At 70.5% G+C, this 19,100-nt stretch carries 15 protein-coding genes; 7 read left to right on the forward strand and 8 right to left on the reverse strand.

Annotation, left to right across the window (positions count from 1 at the left end; genetic code table 11):
• Nucleotides 1-23: 23 nt before the first annotated feature.
• Nucleotides 24-971 (forward strand): SGNH/GDSL hydrolase family protein, encoded by a 948-nt coding sequence (locus Q9R27_RS02960; RefSeq protein ID WP_311250825.1) that lies wholly within the window; start codon nucleotides 24-26, stop codon nucleotides 969-971.
• Here the strand turns inward: Q9R27_RS02960 and Q9R27_RS02965 are convergent.
• A complete protein-coding gene (locus Q9R27_RS02965; RefSeq protein WP_311250826.1) occupies nucleotides 912-3,587 on the reverse strand; it encodes a multicopper oxidase domain-containing protein in 2,676 nt (891 codons plus the stop codon). The two genes, Q9R27_RS02960 and Q9R27_RS02965, sit on opposite strands and share 60 nt — an antisense overlap.
• Complete coding sequence (locus tag Q9R27_RS02970) at nucleotides 3,584-4,303, reverse strand: helix-turn-helix domain-containing protein (protein WP_311250827.1); 720 nt, start codon at nucleotides 4,301-4,303, stop codon at nucleotides 3,584-3,586. Before Q9R27_RS02970 ends, Q9R27_RS02965 begins: the two co-directional genes overlap by 4 nt.
• A 70-nt stretch (nucleotides 4,304-4,373) precedes the next feature.
• Between Q9R27_RS02970 and Q9R27_RS02975 the strand changes: the two genes are divergently transcribed.
• The 3 genes from Q9R27_RS02975 (at nucleotide 4,374) to Q9R27_RS02985 (ending at nucleotide 6,877) form a co-directional block, all read left to right on the forward strand.
• The gene (locus tag Q9R27_RS02975; protein ID WP_311250828.1) at nucleotides 4,374-5,216 is read left to right on the forward strand and encodes a DUF2249 domain-containing protein; all 843 of its coding nucleotides are present in this window, start codon (nucleotides 4,374-4,376) and stop codon (nucleotides 5,214-5,216) included.
• A gap of 159 nt (nucleotides 5,217-5,375) precedes the next feature.
• Nucleotides 5,376-6,152, forward strand: coding sequence for an SDR family NAD(P)-dependent oxidoreductase (locus Q9R27_RS02980; RefSeq protein WP_311250829.1), 777 nt, complete (start codon nucleotides 5,376-5,378; stop codon nucleotides 6,150-6,152).
• A gap of 104 nt (nucleotides 6,153-6,256) precedes the next feature.
• A complete protein-coding gene (locus Q9R27_RS02985; RefSeq protein WP_311250830.1) occupies nucleotides 6,257-6,877 on the forward strand; it encodes a SecDF P1 head subdomain-containing protein in 621 nt (206 codons plus the stop codon).
• A gap of 10 nt (nucleotides 6,878-6,887) precedes the next feature.
• Here the strand turns inward: Q9R27_RS02985 and Q9R27_RS02990 are convergent, their stop codons facing one another.
• Both Q9R27_RS02990 and Q9R27_RS02995 read right to left on the reverse strand, forming a co-directional pair.
• On the reverse strand, nucleotides 6,888-7,163 hold the full coding sequence (locus tag Q9R27_RS02990; protein ID WP_311250831.1) for a hypothetical protein: 276 nt from the start codon (nucleotides 7,161-7,163) through the stop codon (nucleotides 6,888-6,890).
• Entirely contained in the window at nucleotides 7,160-7,474 is a 315-nt protein-coding gene (locus Q9R27_RS02995; protein ID WP_311250832.1) for a hypothetical protein, read from the reverse strand. The genes Q9R27_RS02990 and Q9R27_RS02995 overlap by 4 nt, the downstream gene beginning before the upstream one ends.
• Nucleotides 7,475-7,570: 96 nt before the next feature.
• On the opposite strand from Q9R27_RS02995, the gene hflX reads away from it, so the two are divergent.
• From hflX to Q9R27_RS03010, 3 genes are all read left to right on the forward strand, one after another.
• Nucleotides 7,571-9,058, forward strand: a complete 1,488-nt coding sequence (gene hflX / locus Q9R27_RS03000; RefSeq protein ID WP_311250833.1) for a GTPase HflX — start codon at nucleotides 7,571-7,573, stop codon at nucleotides 9,056-9,058.
• An 82-nt stretch (nucleotides 9,059-9,140) separates the two neighbouring features.
• A complete protein-coding gene (secD, locus tag Q9R27_RS03005) occupies nucleotides 9,141-11,459 on the forward strand; it encodes a protein translocase subunit SecD (RefSeq protein ID WP_311250834.1) in 2,319 nt (772 codons plus the stop codon).
• Between the two features lie 141 nt (nucleotides 11,460-11,600).
• Entirely contained in the window at nucleotides 11,601-13,589 is a 1,989-nt protein-coding gene (locus tag Q9R27_RS03010) for an ATP-dependent DNA helicase (protein WP_397219639.1), read from the forward strand.
• Nucleotides 13,590-13,823: 234 nt separating this feature from the next.
• On the opposite strand, the gene lexA is transcribed toward Q9R27_RS03010, so the two are convergent.
• The 4 genes from lexA to Q9R27_RS03030 all read right to left on the reverse strand — a co-directional run bounded on the left by lexA (nucleotide 13,824) and on the right by Q9R27_RS03030 (nucleotide 19,020).
• Entirely contained in the window at nucleotides 13,824-14,549 is a 726-nt protein-coding gene (gene lexA, locus Q9R27_RS03015) for a transcriptional repressor LexA (RefSeq protein ID WP_311250835.1), read from the reverse strand.
• A 264-nt stretch (nucleotides 14,550-14,813) separates the two neighbouring features.
• Nucleotides 14,814-15,161, reverse strand: coding sequence for a LysM peptidoglycan-binding domain-containing protein (locus tag Q9R27_RS03020; RefSeq protein ID WP_311250836.1), 348 nt, complete (start codon nucleotides 15,159-15,161; stop codon nucleotides 14,814-14,816).
• 356 nt (nucleotides 15,162-15,517) lie between these two features.
• Nucleotides 15,518-17,302: an ABC transporter ATP-binding protein gene (locus Q9R27_RS03025; protein ID WP_311250837.1), complete on the reverse strand. Its 1,785-nt coding sequence runs from the start codon at nucleotides 17,300-17,302 to the stop codon at nucleotides 15,518-15,520.
• Nucleotides 17,299-19,020 (reverse strand): ABC transporter ATP-binding protein, encoded by a 1,722-nt coding sequence (locus tag Q9R27_RS03030; protein ID WP_311250838.1) that lies wholly within the window; start codon nucleotides 19,018-19,020, stop codon nucleotides 17,299-17,301. The genes Q9R27_RS03025 and Q9R27_RS03030 overlap by 4 nt, the downstream gene beginning before the upstream one ends.
• Between the last annotated feature and the right edge of the window lie 80 nt (nucleotides 19,021-19,100).

Consider the following 19,100-nt stretch of genomic DNA (forward strand, 5'->3'; position numbering starts at 1 on the left):
TGGCCATGGTTGAACTGGGCACGATGCGCATCCGTGACAACGTCCCCGACGTCGTGCTGCTCGGCCTGGTCGGCCTGGCGGGCGCGACTGGATTCGTCGCTGGCTCGCGCCACCTGCTGGTCCGCCAGGCCGCGGCCGCACGCGCGGCCATCGGCAAGCCACTGGGGGAGGAGGCGCCGCGGGCGGACAAGGTCTACAAGAAGCGGTTCGGCGACCCGGTCGACCTGCTGCTGCTCGGCGACTCGATCGCGGCCGGACTTGGCGCCGAATCGCCCGGCCACACCCCGGGTGCTCGGCTCGCGAAGTACGTCGCCCGGGCCACCGGCCGTTCGGTGCGCCTGCGGACCGCGGCCGTGGTCGGCTCGGAGAGCAGTGCCCTGGCCGACCAGGTCGCCGGGCTGCGGACGTCGTATCGGCCCGATGTCGCGGTGATCATCGTGGGCGGCAACGACGTCACCCACCGGGTGGCGACGAGCGAGTCGGTGGCGCACCTGCGGGAGGCGATCCGCCTGCTGCGCAGGCGCGGCGCGGGCGTCGTGGTAGGCACGTGCCCCGACCTGGGCATGTTGCGCCCGGTGCCGCAACCGCTGCGCGCCCTGGGGTCACGGGCTTCGCGGACGCTGGCCCACGCCCAGCAGGCGGCAGCCCTGGCCGAGGGTGCGTACGCCGTGTCGCTGTCGACGGTGGTGGGCCCGTTCTTCATCACCAACCCGGACGAGATGTTCAGCCTGGACCGCTTCCATCCTTCCTCGACCGGTTACAAGAGGACGGCGAAGGCGATGTTGCCCTCGGTGCTGGCGGCGCTGGGTGCCGCGGAGACGCTGCCGCTGGGCCACCATGCGCCCGCCGCCGGCGACGCAACCGCGGACGACGACACAACCGCGGACGACGCCACGGAGGGCGAGGCGCCCTCAGTCGGTGACCCGGACGATCCCGTGCGCGCCCCGCTCGCCGTCGACCATCAGGTGTGAGACGAACGGATAGTGCCCGGCCTCGTCGAAGGTGAGCTCGACGAAGCCGCCCTGCGCGGGGAAGAGGCCGAGGGCCTGGCTGCCGCCGTCCTCCTCGCCGAACGCGCCCTCGCCCTGGCGCAGGTGGTAGGCACCCTCCAGCCAGACGGTGTCGAACTGGCCACCGATCACGTGGAACGAACTGCTCCGGTTCGGGCCCGCGTCGAGCACCCAGATCCGCACCCGTTCACCGACGCGCGCGGTCAACGGCTGGTGGTCGTACTGGTTGGCATAGCCGTTGAAGACCACCAGGTCGGGTGTCTCGGCCTGCACCTTGGCCAGGTCGACCCCGGCGTCGGCGGGGCCGAGGTAGAACTCGGACTGGACCAGCACCCACGACCGGTCCACGGGCGTCAGGTCCGCGGGTTCGATCACCACGGCACCGAAGAGCCCGTTGGCGATGTGGGCAGCCATCGGCATCGTGCCGCAGTGATACATCCAGATCCCGGCGCGGGTCGCGGTGAACACATAGGTGAGGCTCTCCCCGGGTGGGATCGTCCGCATCGGCTCGTCCGGGGCGAGCGCGCCGGCGTGGAAGTCGATCGAGTGGCCCACGGTCCCGTCGTTGACCAGGGTGATCTCGAAGCGATCCCCGACGCGGCCGTGCAGGGTCGGCCCCGGCGCACTGCCCTGGTAGGTCCACAGCGTCTGGGTGACGCCCGGCGCCACCTCGGCCACGGTGTCGCTGATCCGGAACGTGTGGCGGTGCACCCTCGGCACGCCGGTCGGCTCGGGCAGCGGCGGCAGGGTCGCGTCGTACGCCGTGAAGTCGGCATCCGGTTCGGCATGCGGGTCCACCACGGCCGGCGCGCCGTCGGCGGGCCCGTGCTGGTGCCCACCATGGCCACCGGTCCCGCCGTCCGCGCCGGAAGCAGTCGGAGCAACAGGCGCACCGAGGGCGATGATCTCCAGGGTCATCCCCATCTGGCGGTGTCCGAGCACCGAACACCAGCCGGCCACGTCGCGCCCCACCACGGCGATCTCCAGGCGGGCACTCTCCCCGGGCGCCAGCCGCCCGCTGTCGGTGCCGTCATCGAGGACCAGGTCGTGCACCTCGGAGGTGTCTGTGTTGCGCACCTCGATGACCAACCGGTTGCCGGCCGGCACCTCGATCCGGGAGGGGAAGAACGCCATGTCCCGGGCCTCGACCTCGACCACGGTGGTCTCGCCGGTCGCGGCGACACCTGCCGCGATCGAGCCGGCACCCGGACCGAGGCGTTGGTCGACCACGGTGCCGCCGGCGACAGCGGCCAGGACCAGGCAGCAGGCCAGGGCCAGGGCGCCGAGCGGGTTGCCGGTGGCCACCACGGGAGGCATCGGTGTCCTGGCTGGCTCCTCGGCCTGCTGGCGACGGGTGGTCACCGACGCCTTGATCGCCAGCATCATCAGCGGCAGGAAGGAGGCGAGCGCTGCCAGCACCAGCACCGAGCAGGCCACCCGGACGATCGCCGGCAGCGGCACCAGGCACGCCACGAGACCGGCGTTGACGACACCGACCCGGAAGAGGCCGCCACGATCCATTGCCCGGGTCGCTGTGGCCACCGCGCGCGGCCCGCCGCCGAGCGCCACCGGGACCAGGTAGGACATCGCCCCGAGCAGCACCTGGGCGCCGAAGCCCGCGGCCAGGAACGGGGTGAACCGCTCGAACCAGGATCCGGCCTCCGCCCAGTCGGCGGCCACCGCGAACCCGGCGACCAGCAGGACCAGGCAGAGCACCAGCCAGCAGACGGCGCCCAGCGCCGAGGCCGCGGCGTACGACGTGGGGCGGCGCTGGCGGGCAGCAGCGACGAAGCCGGGGGCGAGCAAGGACAGTCCGGCGAGATAGCAGGCCAGGCCGAGTGCCGACGCGCGGGGTGAACCGGCCAGGGCGCCGGCGACGGTCACGGCGATGGCCACCAGCAGCACGGGCAGTGCCCGGCGCGCGGCCCGTTCCACGCCGTCCGCGAGCCGGGTGCGCAGCATCGTCGGCCACAGGGTGACCAGGGTGCCGAGGACGGTGAGCCCGATCCAGCCGAGCAGGTTGGTGCTCGCGTGCGCGACCAGGAGGCGTTCGTGCCACGGGTCGGCCTGCACCCGGGCGACCAGGACACCGATCACGATCCCGACGGTGAAGAGGGCTGCGGCCGCGACATAGAAGCGCACCACCATCGCGAAGCGCCGCGACAGGGCGGCGTGCAGGCGGCGGGCCAGGGCAGCGCCGTGCCAGGCGACCGCGACCAGGACCGAGGCCCCGCCGAGCACGGTTGCCGGCCACCAACCGGTCAGCACGCCGGCGACGACGGCCAGGACGCCAAGGTCCAGCAGCGCCAGGCGGGCGTTCTGCGGCCCACGGGTGGCATCGGCGGGGGAGCGGAGCAGGGTGTCGGTGAAGTAGCGACTCCAGACCAGGATCGAGTGGGTCACCGCGCCGAGCAGCGTCAGGTGGATCAGCAGCCAGCGCGGTGCCGGCAACCAGGGGTGGACCAGGGCGACCACGATGGTGGCCAGCAGCCATCCGATCACCGGGAGGTCGCGCATCGGCCAGAAGCCGCGTGGGTTCCGCGTCGTTGCGGGCGGCGGCGAAGCCTGGATCCTCACCGGGTCTCCGTGCCCGGTCCGGGCACCATCGCCTGCGGCATCGGCAGGGTGAGGCGGCAGGCACCGGGTTCGGCGAAGGGGAGCAGTTCGGTCCCTGCGGCGACCACCCCCTGCTCAGCGTACGCGCCGTCGATGATGCCCAGATGTACGCCGCAGACCACCTCGGGATGCCGGTGGGCGGCCTCGAGCAGGGGACACCGGGTGAGCCGGATCCGGTCCTCGTCGCCCGGTGTGGGTTCGGGAGCGAATCCCATCTCGTCGAGGAGGCGGAGCACCATGGTGCGGGCCGCCTCGGGAGAGGTGGGCGATGCACCGCGGTCACGGGCCAGGCGGCTGCCCCAGGCGCGGCCCGCCTCTGCCCCTGCGGCGTGGGGGTCGTCGCTGCTGCGGGCCAGGGCGCCGGCCAGGGCGGAGGCCAGGACGGCGTACTCGTTGGTCGCTTCCTCGTCCACGGCCTGGTAGAGCCATGGTGGACGGCCGCGGCCGGAGGGTGGCTCCTGTTCGCGCCGGACCAGCCCGGCCGAGACCAGGGCGTCGAGGTGCTCGCGGACGGTGTTGGGGTGCAGCCCGGAGAGCTTGACCAGTGCGGCCAGGGTGGTCGGCTCGGACTGGATGCGGAGACGATCGAGCAACGCCTGGCGTGAGGTGGAGAGGGGGCGGCGCGAGGCGCCCGTGCGCGGCCCCAAGCGGCCCGGTGACCGCAGATTATTTTTCACGGAATAAAGTGTAGTAAATTCTCGGTACGGATCGCCAGCCCGGTGGTCCCCCAGCAACAGGAGGCCCGTCATGGAAGACCTGGTCCTGGCTTCGTCGGAAGCCGACGCACAGGCCGCAGAACGCATCGTCGCCCACCACGCCGAGATGGACGGGGCCCTGGGGTTGAAGGTGGACCTGGTCACCACCGCTGCCCGGTCCACCTCGACCGAGGCCGCGATGAGCGCCCGCGCCAGCCTGCTCGAGTGGTGCCGCGAACTGCTCGTGCCCCACGTCCGGGCCGCCGAGGAGACCCTGTGCCGGGCCGGTGCCGACATCACCGAGGCACGCCTGCTGGTCGAGGCGATGGTGGTCGAGCACCGAATCATCGCCGACCTGGTCGAGCAGATCGGTCGTGCCGACGACGGCATCGAGGTCGCGCTGCACACCGCCGCGTTGCGGCAGCTCTTCGCCACCCACCTGACCAAGGTCAACGACCAGCTGGTGCCCTTGCTGGTGCGTCATCCCGGGGTCTCGCTTGCCGAGGTGCACCACGAACTCGTCCGCCTGGTCGGCGAGGCTCGCGATGCGGGCCCGCGCATCACCGACGACGGGTACGGACATCCGCTCCCCAACGTCGAGGCAACGGGTGAGGCGACCGGCCACGAGCACGGTGAGTGCGGTTGCGGTGAACGGGACGTCTCCGGCTTCCCCGAGCTCGACGCCCGCGTGGTGCCTCATGCGATCCGGCACGCCACCGTCTTCGGTGCCCTGGACGCCGTCCGCCCCGGCAAGGCACTGGTCCTGGTCGCCCCGCACGATCCGATCCCGCTGCTGCGGCAGCTCGAGGGTCGCCAGCCCGGCGTCTTCGAGGTCGACTACCTGCAGCGCGGGCCGGAGGACTGGCGTCTGTTGATCACGCGACGCCCGGGCTGATCGTTTGGGCAGAACCACAGGCTCACCTGTGAAACTGCCCAACGCGCAGGCTGAGCCTGTCCGGGGGTGGTGAACGCCGACCCCGGACACCTTCCGCGCTGGCGAATGGTCCCCACGCCGCTCAAGACCTCGTGGAATGGTTCATCTAGCATCGGCGCCATGGACATCAATGGAGCAAGTGCAATCGTCACCGGTGGGGCCTCGGGGATCGGTGCCGCCGCGGCCCGCCAGCTGGCCGCCAAGGGAGCCAAGGTCGTCGTCGCGGACCTGAACGCCGAGAAGGGCCAGGCCCTGGCCCAGGAGATCGGCGGCGTCTTCGTGAGCGTGGACGTGACCGACACCGAGCAGAACCGCAACGCAGTCAACGAGGCCGTCGAGCTCGGCCCGCTGCGTGCGGTGGTCAACTCCGCCGGCATCGGCTGGGCCCAGCGCACCATCGGCCGCGACGGCGAATACGACTCGGCCTTCGACCTGGGTGCGTTCACCAAGGTGATCGGCATCAACCTGATCGGCACCTTCGACATGGTCCGTCTCGCGGCCACGAAGATGAGCCAGAACGAGCCGGACGCCGACGGCCAGCGCGGCGCCATCGTCAACCTCGCCTCGGTCGCCGCCTTCGACGGCCAGATCGGCCAGGCGGCGTATTCCGCGTCCAAGGGTGGCGTGGTCGGGATGACGCTGCCGGTCGCGCGTGACCTCTCCTCGGCCGGCATCCGCCTCAACACCGTCGCCCCCGGCCTGATCGACACCCCGATCTACGGCGAGGGCGAGGCCGCCGAGGCGTTCAAGGCCAAGCTCGGTGAGAGCGTGCTCTTCCCCAAGCGCCTCGGCGTGCCGGACGAGCTGGCCTCGATGGTGGTCGAGTGCATCACCAACTCCTACATGAACGCCGAGGTGATCCGCGTCGACGGTGGCATCCGGATGCCACCCAAGTGACTGACACCTGCGTCGGTCGACGGCCCGCCACGGACTCCGCGTCCGGGGCGGGCCGTCCTGCTTCGAAGCGCTCGGGGGCGACGAGCAGGGTCTAGTGTCGTCCCATGCGCCCGATCGCGACTGGTGTTGCGGCCCTGTTCCTGCTCCTGCCCCTGGCCGGATGTGGTGACGCGGAATCGAGCGGTGAGCAGGACCCCGACGCGCCCGGCTCGTCGGAGACGGTGCCTGCTTCGGAGGAGCCCGCTTCGGACTGGCCAGCTTCGAACGAGCCCACCTCAACCTCGCCGACTGCACCGACCGTGGCGCTGGGGATCCACCCGGTGGTGGCCGCGGCCGACAGTGTGGACGCCGAGCCGAGCGAGGCAGGGAACGCGATCGTGGTCGCGGCCGACGGGGCGGTCCTGGAGATCGGGCCGGCTGCCCTCACCGAGGCGGACGTGCTCAGCGCTTCCGCCGAGATGCCGGAGAACGGTGTCGGTTGGGTGGTCAGGATCGAGTTCACCGACGAAGGCAATGCCAGGTTCGGTGACCTGACCGAGGCAGCGGGCTGTGCCGGCACCGGCGACCCCGGCAATAGGATCGCGATCATGGCCGACGGTGAATTGGTCAGCGCACCAGCGGTCACCATCGACTGCGGCGTCCGTCTCGAGGACGGCACCGACATCGCCGGCAACTTCACCGAGCAGGAGGCGACCGACCTCGCCGCGAGCATCACTGGGCGCTAGGTCGTGCGGCCTAGAAGAGCCCCAGTACGCCGAAGAACAGCCACCACACCGGCCAGGTGAGTGCCGAGGCGAGCGTGCCGACGCCAGCCTGGCGCACCACGCCGCGCACGGGCAACGCGACCACGCCCAGCAGCGGCCAGCCGATCGACCACCACCAGCCGCCCGGGATGTCGGTCAACCACGGCGCAAACGAGAGGCTGATCCCGATCGCCACGGCCACCACGCTGGCAGGCCCGAAGAGCCCCGCGCCGAACGGCGCACGACGGTCCAGCACGTCCTGGCTCACAGCAGGTCATCTGCGATCAGCGCGGCCCACGGCAGGCAGGCACAGGTGCCCGCGACGACGCCCCAGCCCAACTCGCGCGGGCCTGGTGGCGGCGTACGGGTGCAGGCCAGGCCGACCAGCAGCCACACCACGCAGGCGGCCCAGATCCGGATCGTGGGCGTGACCGCGCTTGGGAGCGGGAGCAGCACCACGGTCAGCACCACCACGATCGGCATCGGCAGCGCGGCCAGGGTGGCGACCGCCCAGGTGGCCGAGTCAGGGGTGGGCCGGGTCGGGCCGCGTTCGGCGTGCACGGGAATGTCGGCAGGCATGGGAGGTGTTCTACCCGGTAACGGGCATCCCACACCGCTACGTCCCGGCGAAACTCGTTCGCCACCTGATCCGGGTCCGCCTAGGCTGGGAGTCATATGACGAACGCACCTGAAGACTTCTCCCTCGCCGACGAGCTCGAGGAGACCCGCGACTGGGACGAGGACGACGCCGAGCCCGGCTATGACGTTGTCTCAGCGGAGGGTCCCGACCCGGAGGAACTCTCCGCCGGTGAGCAGGATCTGGCCGAGCGCCATGCGCTGCGCCGGGTGGCTGGCCTGCGCACCGAGCTCGAGGACATCACCGAGGTCGAATACCGCCAACTCCGCCTGGAGCGGGTCGTCCTGGTCGGCGTGTGGACCGACGGGTCGATCGCTGACGCCGAGAACTCGATGGCCGAGTTGGCACTGCTCGCCGAGACCGCAGGGTCCGAGGTCCTGGAGGCGGTTTACCAGCGTCGCCAGAAGCCGGATCCGGCCACGTTCATCGGCCGCGGCAAGGTGGACGGCGTACGCGAGATCGTCCAGGCCACCGGCGCTGACACGGTGATCATGGACGGCGAGTTGGCGCCCAGCCAGCTGCGCAACCTGGAGGACAAGCTCAAGGTCAAGTGCGTCGATCGGACCGCACTGATCCTCGACATCTTCGCCCAGCACGCCAAGTCCAAGGAGGGCCAGGCGCAGGTCGAGCTGGCCCAGTTGCAGTACATGAAGCAGCGACTGCGTGGCTGGGGTGGCAACCTGTCCCGCCAGGCCGGTGGCCGCGTCGCCGGCGGTGAGGGCATCGGTGGCCGTGGCCCTGGTGAGACCAAGATCGAGACCGACCGGCGCCGGATCAACACCAGGATCGCCAAGCTCCGCCGGGAACTGAAGGCGATGAAGGGGACCCGCGAGACCAAGCGGGCCAACCGCCACCGCAACGAGATCCCGTCGGTGGCGATCGCCGGCTACACCAACGCGGGCAAGTCGTCGCTGCTCAACCGGCTCACCGATGCCGGGGTGCTGGTCGAGGACGCCCTCTTCGCCACACTGGACCCGACGACCCGCAAGACCACCACCTCCGACGGTCGCGTCTACACCATGTCCGACACGGTCGGCTTCGTCCGCCACCTGCCGCACCAGTTGGTCGAGGCGTTCCGCTCCACGCTGGAGGAGGTCGCGGAAGCAGACCTGATCCTGCACGTGGTGGACGGCTCGCACCCCGACCCGGAGGGGCAGATCGCCGCGGTGCGGGAGGTCTTCGCCGACATCGAGGCGAGCCAGGTGCCCGAGCTGGTGGTGATCAACAAGGCCGACGCCGCCGACCCGATGGTGCTGGCCCGGCTCCGCGCCCGGGAGCCGCACTCGGTGGTGGTCAGCGCCAGGACCGGCGAGGGCATCGCCGAGGCGCTCGCCCAGGTCGAGGCGGAGTTGCCGCGGCCCGCGGTCGAGTTCGAGGCACTGCTGCCCTATGAGCGCGGCGACCTGATCAACCGCCTGCACCAGCGCGGCGAGATCGAGTCGATGGAGCACACCGCGGACGGCACCCGGGTCAAGGGACGGGCGGACGCACGACTTGCCGACGAGCTGGCGACGTACGCCGTGTGACTCGCGCCCCGTGGCGTGCGCTTGACCCCTGAACGGACGCCCGATTCACGCGCGCTTGGAAACGTGGTGGAAGATGGCGGGCATGTCACGTGGTGCTTTCGTCCGCCTGCTCCTCGTCCTCGGACTCCTGGCAGGCTGCCTCTGGTTGTCGTTCGAGAAGGAGCCACGTCTCGGGATCGACCTGCGCGGTGGATCGCAGTTGATGTACCAGGCGCAGGATCCGAACAACCCGGACGACGACGTCACCGCGACCGAGGTCGACCGCACCCTCGAGGTGCTCCGTGGCCGGGTCGACTCCCTCGGGGTCTCCGAGCCCACCCTGGTCCGGGTCGGTGAGGATCGGATCCTGGTCGAGCTGCCCGACGTCCAGGACCCCGAGCAGGCCAAGGAGGTCATCGGGAAGACCGCGCAGCTGACCGTGCACCAGGTGGTCGGGCCGGCCACCTCGCCCGACCAGGAACCCTCCGAGGAGGGGAACCGGGTCTATGCCTCCGACGATGGCGAGGTCCTCGAGGTCGGGCCGGTTGCGCTCACCGGTAACGACATCAAGGACGCCTCCAAGGCACAGAACCAGAACTCGGTGGGCTGGGTCGTCAAGGTCGAGTTCAACGGATCGGGCTCCGACAAGTTCGGTGACCTCAGCGCCACCGCCGCCTGCGAGCAGGACGCCTACAAGGGCCGGATTGCGATCGTGCTGGATAATCGGATCATCTCCGCGCCCAACGTGGACATCAACTGCGGTGGCCGGATCACCGGCGGCACGGACATCACTGGCGGGTTCAACGAGAAGTCGGCCGGCGACCTGGCGGTCCTGATCGCCGGCGGTGCCCTGCCGCTGGCACTGGGCTCCTTCGACGGGGACGGCAACTTCCAGGCCGGCGTGCCGATGCAGGACTCGGTGATCGGCCCGACGCTCGGTGACGCCGCGATCAAGGCGTCCATCGAGGCGGCCGTCATCGGTCTGTTGCTGACCGGCCTCTTCATCGTCTTCATCTACCGCCTGGTCGGCTTCCTGGCCACGCTGGCGCTGGCGTCGTACACGGTGCTGGCCTATGCGATGACCCTCGTCGTCGGTGCGACACTGACGTTGCCCGGCCTGGCCGGTTTCGTGCTCGCCATCGGGTTGGCGATCGACGCCAACGTGCTGGTCTTCGAACGAGCCAGGGAGGAGTACGGCGACAATCCCAAGGCCGGAATGAGACGCGCGCTCAGCGTCGGCTTCAACAAGGCGTGGACCGCGATCATCGACTCCAACGTAACCACGTTGCTGGCTGCCCTGCTGCTCTTCATCTTCGCCTCGGGGTCGGTCAAGGGCTTCGGTGTCACCCTGGCCATCGGTGTCATCGCCTCGCTGGTCTCCGCGCTGATCATCGCCCGGGTGCTGACCGAGATCGCTGTCAGCACCCGCTCGGTGGCCCGGCGTCCCCAGATCACCGGTCTGGGCCACATCGGCTCGGTGCGGACCTGGCTGACCCGGAAGAACCCGCAGATCATGAAGCGCAAGAAGATGTGGATGATCCTCACCGGCGCGCTCACCGTCGCGGCGTTCGCCGGGATCTTCGTCCAGGGGCTCAACCTGGGCCTCGAGTTCACCGGTGGACGGACGGTTGAATACTCCACCGCCCAGCCGATCTCGGCCGACCAGGCGCGCGAGGTCGCCGTCGAGGCGGGCCTGCCCGAGGCCGTCGTACAGAAGGTGAAGGCCAGCGACGGCTCGGAGCGGGTGCAGATCCGCTCGGGTGAGTTCACCAACGAGCAGCGCGACGAGATCCGGGCCGGCATCGCAGAGATCGCCGGGGAGACCGAACAGGTCACCGACGACACCATCGCGGCGAGCCTCGGGAAGGAGTTGCGCACCAAGGCCCTGATCGCGTTCCTGATCGCCCTGGCCGCGCAGATGCTCTACCTCGCGGTCCGCTTCCACTGGACGTTCGCGCTCTCGGCCGTGCTCGGACTGGCGCACGACGTGGTCCTGGTGACCGGCATCTTCGCCTGGCTCGGCAAGCCGATCGACGGCCTCTACCTGGCTGCGGCGCTGACCATCATCGGTCTGTCGGTCAACGACACCGTCGTCGTCTTCGACCGGGTGCGAGAACGGTTGCGGATCGACAAGTCCGGCGACTTCGACGACATCTCCAACACCGCGATCCTGGAGACCATGCCGCGCACGGTCAACACCGGTCTGGGTGCCATGTTCATCCTGGCCGCGCTGACGTTCATGAGCGGCGACTCGTTGCAGGACTTCTCCCTGGCGCTGCTGCTCGGCCTGGCGATCGGTATGTATTCGACCGTCTGCGTCTCGGCGCCGATGGCGAGCTATTTCCAGCGGATCCAGGAGTTCCCGCGCGACGTCAAGGTGAAGAAGGTGCGCGACCCGAACGACTCCGGCGCCGTCGTCTGACCCACGCCGAGGCGGCACGTGTTGACGCCTGAGCACGTCGAGGCGGCGTCAATTGACGCCGCCTCGACGTGCAAACCTGTCGACTCGTGCCGCCTGGCGGGTTGTGTCGCGCCCGGGGGATAGGGTCTTCGGGTGCCTGACCTGCCTGCTGCCCCCACGTCCGAGTCGAAGGTCAGGAGCCTCCTGGCCGAGGCGGTCGAGGCGCTGGGCGGGCAGGAGCGCGCTGGCCAGGTCGAGATGGCCGAGGCCGTAGCCACAGCGATGGAGACCGGTGAGCACCTCCTGGTCCAGGCCGGGACCGGCACCGGGAAGTCGCTCGGTTACCTGGTGCCGAGCCTGCTGCACGAGGACCGGGTGGTCGTCGCGACCGCGACGCTGGCGCTGCAGCACCAACTGGTGGAGCGCGACATCCCCCGCCTGGTCGACGCGCTGCGGGCCAAGCCCGGCATCGACACGTCGTACGCCGTGCTGAAGGGCCGCTCGAACTACGCCTGCCTGCACCGGGTCCGCGAGGGTGCCCCGGATGACCAGGGCACCCTGATCGAGGCACCCACCGGGTCCATGGGTGCCGAGGTCATCAAGCTGCGCGAATGGGCCGAGTCCGAGGCGGAGTCCGGGGGCACGGGCGAGCGCGACCATGCGCCCCGCCACACCGACCGGATCTGGCGCCAGGTGTCGGTTAGCGCCCGCGAGTGCCTGGGCCGCACCCGGTGTCCATTCGGGGAGGAGTGCTTCGCCGAACGGGCCAGGGACAAGGCCGCGGCGAGCTCCCTGATCATCACCAACCACTCCCTGCTCGCGATCGATGCGATCGAGGGCGTGCCGATGATCCCCGACTACGACACCGTCGTGATCGACGAGGCGCACGAAGTGGTCGCCCGGATCACCCAGGCTGCGACCGACGAACTCGCCGCCAGCGACGTCGAGCGGGCAGCCCGCCGAGCGGCCCGCTATGTCGAGGACGCGGAAGCCGATGACCTCGATGACGCCGCGGGGGCGCTGCGCGACGCCATCGAACGGACGTCAGCGGGTCGGATCGACGCGATCGACGTCCAGCTCGCCGAGGCATTGATCCTGGTCCGCGACGCGGCTCGTGCCTGCCTGGGCGCCATCCCCAAGGAAAAGGAAGGGGAGGCCGACCCTGGGCGCAACCAGGCGAAGGCCGGCCTGCAGGAAGTCTTCAACACCTCCGAGCGGATGGCCTCCGACCTGGCCAGTGACGTGCTTTGGCGCAACGACCGCGAGACCCGTCACGGTGGTCCGCAGCTGTGCGTCGCGCCGTTGCAGGTGTGGGGGCCGATGCGCGACAAGTTGCTGGCCGACAAGACCGTGGTCTTTACCTCGGCGACCCTGATGCTCGGCGGCGACTTCACCAACGTGGCCACCTCGGTCGGCCTCAAGCCGAGTGAACGGGTTCTGGCCGGTGGCGAGGAACTGGCGACGGAGGGCGACGAGGTGCAGCCGTGGCGCGGCATCGATGTCGGCTCGCCCTTCGACTATCCCAAGCAGTCGATCCTGTACGTCGCCAAGCACCTCCCCACCCCTGGCCGCGACGGCCTGGGCAAGCCGCAACTGGACGAGATCGTCGACCTGGTCGATGCCGCCGACGGACGGACCCTGGGGCTCTTCTCCTCGCGTCGTGCAGCAGAGGCCGCGGCCGAGGAGGTCCGCCAGCGACTGCCGCACCTGACCACCCTCGCGCAGGGTGACGCGCAACTGGCCGAGTTGCAGAAGCAGTTCGTCGACGACCCGCACACGATCCTCTTCGGCACGCTGAGCCTGTGGCAAGGCCTGGACGTGCCGGGTGACACCTGCCAACTGGTGCTGATCGATCGGATCCCGTTCCCCCGACCGGACGACCCGCTGATGTCGGCGCGGCAGAAGGCAGCCGACCAGTCCGGGGGCAATGGCTTCATGCAGGTGGCCGCGACACACGCCGCGCTGTTGCTGGCCCAGGGCGCGGGTCGGCTGATCCGCACGCACACCGACCGTGGTGTGGTCGCGGTGCTCGACCCGCGCCTGGTCACCGCGCGGTACGGCTCCTTCCTGAAGGCGAGCCTGCCTCCGATGTGGACCACCACCGACCCCGCCGTCGCGCGGGGTGCGTTGAAGCGGCTCGCAGCCGGCTGAGTTCGCCCGGGCCGTCGGGGCCGCGGGGGCCGTTCGGGTGCATGTGCGCCGGAGCAGCCCGCGATCCGGGTCCGCCGGGGCCGTTCGGGTGCATGTGCGCGGGATGGGCCCGCGATCCGGGCGCGTGGGGGCCGTTCGGGTGCATGTGCGCGGAAACGCCTCTCGGCCCGATCGGACCGAGTGGTGTCAACTCGTGCCGACTCGGCGAGGGGAGGGGGCGGTGAGTGTCCCGGCTCAGACCTTGCGCAGCACCGCGGTGACGATGCCGAGGATCGAGGCGTGGGTGCCGTCGATCGGGTCGTACGCCTCGTTGTGCGGCATCAGCCAGACCTGGCCGTCCTTGCGCATCAGCGTCTTCACGGTGGCCTCGCCGTCGATCAGGGCGGCCACGATCTCGCCGTTGCGTGCGGTCTGCTCCTGGCGGACCACGACGTAGTCGCCGTTGCAGATCGCGGCGTCGATCATTGAGTCACCGGAGACCTCGAGCAGGAAGAGCGTGCCGTCACCGACCAGGGTCTTGGGCAGCGGGAAGATTTCCTCGACGCGCTCCTCGGCCAGGATTGGCCCGCCGGCTGCGATCCGGCCGACCACGGGCACGTAGGTGGCCTGCGGTACGGCGTCGCCGATGCCGGTCTCGTCATAGTCGACCTCGGCCGCGCTGCCGATGGCGCTCGGGGCGGCACTGGCTTCGGGCAGGAAGACCTGGATCGCGCGGGGGCGGTTGGGGTCGCGCTTGAGGAACCCCTTCGCCTCGAGCGTCTTCAACTGGTGTGCGACCGACGACGAACTCGTCAGGCCGACCGTCTCGCCGATCTCGCGGATGCTCGGCGGGTAGCCGCGGGTCTCGATGGAGTCGCGCAGGGCGTTGAGGATCCGACGCTGTCGCGGCGTCAGGCCGGAGGCGTCCGCGGGGCCGTCCGGCAGCGAGGTGACGTTCGAGTTCGAGCCTTTGCTTGCCATGCCCCTGGTGCCTTCCGACGAGTGTGCGTGCTGATGAGTCCAACGTAGTCACAACAGTGGGGGTGTTTCAAACACCTGTTCGAACGTGTCGCGGACGTGGTTCCGGCTGTTGATCGACCCCGGATCCGCCGTGGTTCGGCGTACGCCGGATCCGGCGGCGGGCAAATGAAGAGGGGCGGAACCAGGTGATGATTCCGCCCCTCGTCTTCCCCATCTGCGGGCCGGGGTCGAGGCGACCCGCAGATGCTTGTGGTGCCGGTGTGGTCAGTCGACCACGGGCACGTGGATCTCCTGACCGGCCATGACCATCGAGGAGTCGAGGCCATTCAGGTCCTTGATCCGCTCGACCATGTCACGGGTCTCGCCGCTGGCGGCGAGGCCGCCGGCGATGTCCCAGAGGGTCTCGCCATAGCCGACCATGACGATCTCCGTCTCCTGTTCGACGCCTGCCTCATTCGTCGCCATCGAAGCCGCGCCCAGGAAGAGCACGGTGGCCAGCACGACCATGAGGGCGAGGGTGAAGATCACCAGTCGTCCACGCCGGGTCAGGCGAAGCTGGCTGGAACCCATGCTGGGCAGTGCGGGTGCGGGGGAGAGGGTCATGGTGCTCATCGGGAGACCTCCGGGGGAAGTGGGTGGTCGGTGTTCGATGAAAGCCTCTCGGCACCCCCCGACACTTGCTTCAGTTCGGAGGATTTCGATCAGATGTTCGATCGAACACGTGTACGAAGCTAGAGCATGTGTTCGAACAAATCAAGAGAACGCGCGAACATTTGTTCGATGGGCGTGTCGTGCGTGGCACCTGGTCAGCCCACCGCCCAGGCCGATCGGGTGCACATGCACCGGAACGGCCCCGAAAACCGCAGTTCAAGGGCCGATTCGGTGCATGTGCACCGAAAGCGTCGGTCGCGCGCTGCCCGAATGTGCCGCCGCCCGCCGATACCGAAAGCGCCAGCCCGCGCCCAGCCTCAGGCCGACCAGGCAGCCCAGAGTTCGGCGTACCGCCCACCCGCAGCGAGCAACTCGTCGTGGCTGCCTTCCTCGACGACCACGCCTTCGTGGAGGACCAGGACCCGGTCGGCCGTGGCGGACTGGGTGAGTCGGTGGGCGACGACGAGTGCGCCACGCCCCGCGGTCACCGCGAGCGCGGCCGCCTCGAGCTCGCGGGCGCCGGCGGAACCGGCCTCCGCGGTCGCTTCGTCCATCACCACGAACCAGGGGTCGGCCAGCGCGATCCGAGCCAGGGCGATCTGCTGCGCCTGGGCCGGGGTCAGGGCGTGGGCGCCGGCGCCGACGACGGTCTCCAGGCCCTCGGGCAGCGCCGAGATCCAGCCGCGCGCATGGACCAGGTCCAGTGCCGCAGCCAGGTCGGCCTCGGTGGCGTCGGCATTGACCAGCGTCAACGACTCGCGCAACGTGCCGGAGAAGACGTGGAAGTCCTGGCTGATCAGGGCGACCCGCGAGCGCAGCAGCGACTCGGGGAGTTCGGCCAGGTCGACGCCGGCCAGGGTGACCGATCCGGTCGTCGCCGGGAGTACGCCGGCAGCGATCGCGCCCAGGGTCGTCTTGCCGGCCCCGGTCGCCCCGACCAGGGCGACCCGTTCCCCGGGGCGGATCACCAGGTCGATGCCGGAGAGCACCGGGCGCCCGGCCACATAGGAGTGGTCCACATGGTTGAGGACCAACGGACCGGCCCCGGCGGGCAGGGTGCCGGGCGGCTCGGGTTCCACGGGCATCCGTGCGACCCCGGCCAGCCGCGCCAGCGAGGCACCGGTGGACTGGATCTGGTCGAAGATGAAGAGCAGCGCCCCGAGCGGGTTGAAGAGGCGGTGGAAATACAGCGCGGCAGCGGTCACTGCGCCCACTGTCGCGGCATCGGCGCGCACCAGCAGGAACCCGGTCGTCAGCAACGACAGCATCCCGATCAGTTCGGCGCGGTTGGCCCGCGAGGTGAACCGGGTCAGCAACCGGAAGACGGTGATGCTGATGTCCTTCGCCTCTGCGGAGCGGTGCTCGATGGTGGTGACCTGGTCGGCCGAGAGGCCATAGGCACGCACCGTCGGCGCTCCCTGCAGACCGCTCACCATCGCCTGGGCACGCTCACCCTGGGCGACCCGCTCGGCGGCGTAGTAGGGGCCCGAGCGCGGCATGTACCAGCGCAGGGCCAGCGCATAGAGCGGCAACGCCACGATCCCGGCCAGGCCCAGGCGCCAGTCCAGCGCGAAGATCCCGGCACTGGTGAAGGCGACCAGGACCAGTGAGGTGATCAGGGTCGGCACCATCTCGTTGAGCGAGGCCGCCACGGTGCGGGCATCGTCGCCGACCCGGGAGAGGATGTCGCCGGTGCCGGCCGCCTCCACGCGCGCCGAGTCCAGGGCCAGGGCACGGTCGAGCACGTCCTCGCGCAACTCGGCCAGGGCGGGCTCCCCGGCCCGGGCCAGGAACGCCACCGACGCCCAGGTGAAGAGGCCGCCGAGCACGGTCGCGCCGGCGATGATCCCAGCCGCGATCCACACCTCGCGCGAGGTGCCGCCCTCGGTGACCAGGTCGACGATGTGGCCCAGCATCCACGGCGGCACCAGGGCGCAGAGCCCGGCCAGGGTGAACGAGAGGACCACGCCGGCCAGGGGGCCGCGCCGCTTGCGGATGAGGTCCCAGGCCAGTCGGGCGGTCTCGCCGCGGGTGGCGATCGGCAGCAGGTCGCGCTCCGCGGTGCCCGGCGCCTGCGGGTTCTCCGCAACGGGGGCGGTCATCGCAGCACCACCTCGGCGTACGCCGCGTCGGCGGCCAGTTCGTGGTGGGTGCCGGTGGCGACGATGCGGCCGTCCGCGACCAGCAGCACCCGGTCGGCCTGGGCGAGCAGGGCCGGGCTGGAGGTGATCAGGAGCGTCGTACGCCGGGTGCCCCCGCCGTTGCGGATCGAGCGGATCCCGGCCGCGATGCGGTGCTCGGTGACCGCGTCGACCGCCGTGGTCGGATCGTGCAGCACCAGGATCGGCGCGTCCGTGGCCAGCGCGCGGGCCAGGGCGATCCGTTGCCGCTGCCCGCCGGAGAAGGTGGCGCCGTCCGGGGTGACCGGCTGGTCCAGCCCCTCGGGCACCAGGGCAACCACGTCGGCGCACGCGGATGCCTCGAGCAGGTCCTCCAGGTGAGCCTGGTCCAGTTGCCCCAGCGGGTCGATGTTGGAGCGCAGGGTGCCCTCGAAGAGGTCCACGTGGTGCGGGGCGAGGAGCAGGTTCTCCCAGCGTGCGGCGGTGGTGAGGTCGCGCAGCGGCAGGCCGTCCAGGGTGATCGAGGAGCCGCTCTGCAGCCGTTGCGCTCCGGCCAGGAGACCTACCAGTGAGGACGCCGCAGCCGGATCCGTGGTCGCAATCCCGACCATCTCGCCGGGCTCGACGGCAACGGTGAACCCGTCCAGCCCGGGCGCGGTCAGGTTCGCGAGGTGGAGGCGGGCCGGGGTGAAGACCGGGGCGGAGTCGCCGGCCGCGACCAGGTGCGGCGTACCGAGGAAGTCCACGATGCGCCGCGCCGAGGCGTGCGCCCGGGCGGTGTGGGCGGAGATGTCGCCGAACATCCGCATCGGCTCGGCCAGGAACTGGCTCAACCCGACCACGGCGACCAGTTCGCCGATGGTGATGTCGCCGTCGAGGGCGCGCAGGCCTGCGACCAGGGCGACCACGGCCAGGAAGATCCCGGACAGGCCACTGGTCAGGCCGGCCATCGCGCCGTACGACGAGGTGCTGCGCACGGAGGCGTCCTTGGCGCGCTGGCTGAGCACGCGATAGCGGCGGCCGGCGACCGGTTCGGCGCCGATGCCCTTGAGCACGCGCAGCCCGCGGACCAGGTCGGTGGCCACACCGGTCGCGGTGGCGACGGTCGCCTGCTGGTCGGTGGTGGAGCGGGAGATGGCCGGGATCGCGACCTGGGAGAGGATCAGCACCAGCGGTACGCCGACGATGATCACCACGCCGAGCATCACGTCGATGGAGAAGAGCAGCCAGGTGGCACCGCCCACGGAGATGATGGCGGCCAGCCCGAACCCGATCGAGCGGAGCACCTGCCCGACCAGTTCGGCGTCGGCGGTGGCCAGGGAGAGGGTCTCGCCGGGGAGCACCTTGCTGCGTGCCCCGCGCGGATGCAGCGCGTGCGCGGCGATCTCGACGCGGATCCGGTGCATCTCGGTCTGCACCACGCCGAACCCGAGGCGCGCCCCGAACCGGTAGGAGAACGAGAGCACCACGAAGAGCAGGGTCAGCGCCGCGCCCCACCACAGCATCGAGCGGACCTCGGAGGTGGCCACGGCCTGGTCGATGATCACGCCGATCATCACCGGCACCAGCGTCTCGCAGGCCTGCCACGAGGTGAGCAGGAGGTAACTCCCGGCCAGCCGCGCCTTGTTGCGGCGCAGTCCGCGCACCAGCAACGCACCCGCAGTGGCAGGCGGTTGGCGGTCAGTGGCCCGAGCAGTCACGGGGCAAGGCTGTCACGCCCGCTCCACCCCGGGGCGGCCGGGTGCATGTGCACGCTTCGGCCCCTGGGTGCGCGGTTCGA

This window comes from Nocardioides sp. AE5, from assembly GCF_031844485.1.
In the GTDB taxonomy this organism is placed as follows: Bacteria; Actinomycetota; Actinomycetes; order Propionibacteriales; family Nocardioidaceae; genus Nocardioides.

Coding starts and splice junctions, on each gene's coding strand:
- Q9R27_RS02960 (WP_311250825.1), top strand. CDS start 24: ATGCGCATCCGTGACAACGTCCCCGACGTCGTGCTGCTCGGCCTGGTC.
- Q9R27_RS02975 (WP_311250828.1), top strand. CDS start 4,374: ATGGAAGACCTGGTCCTGGCTTCGTCGGAAGCCGACGCACAGGCCGCA.
- Q9R27_RS02980 (WP_311250829.1), top strand. CDS start 5,376: ATGGACATCAATGGAGCAAGTGCAATCGTCACCGGTGGGGCCTCGGGG.
- Q9R27_RS02985 (WP_311250830.1), top strand. CDS start 6,257: ATGCGCCCGATCGCGACTGGTGTTGCGGCCCTGTTCCTGCTCCTGCCC.
- Q9R27_RS02995 (WP_311250832.1), bottom strand. CDS start 7,474: ATGCCTGCCGACATTCCCGTGCACGCCGAACGCGGCCCGACCCGGCCC.
- hflX (WP_311250833.1), top strand. CDS start 7,571: ATGACGAACGCACCTGAAGACTTCTCCCTCGCCGACGAGCTCGAGGAG.
- secD (WP_311250834.1), top strand. CDS start 9,141: ATGTCACGTGGTGCTTTCGTCCGCCTGCTCCTCGTCCTCGGACTCCTG.
- lexA (WP_311250835.1), bottom strand. CDS start 14,549: ATGGCAAGCAAAGGCTCGAACTCGAACGTCACCTCGCTGCCGGACGGC.
- Q9R27_RS03020 (WP_311250836.1), bottom strand. CDS start 15,161: ATGAGCACCATGACCCTCTCCCCCGCACCCGCACTGCCCAGCATGGGT.
- Q9R27_RS03025 (WP_311250837.1), bottom strand. CDS start 17,302: ATGACCGCCCCCGTTGCGGAGAACCCGCAGGCGCCGGGCACCGCGGAG.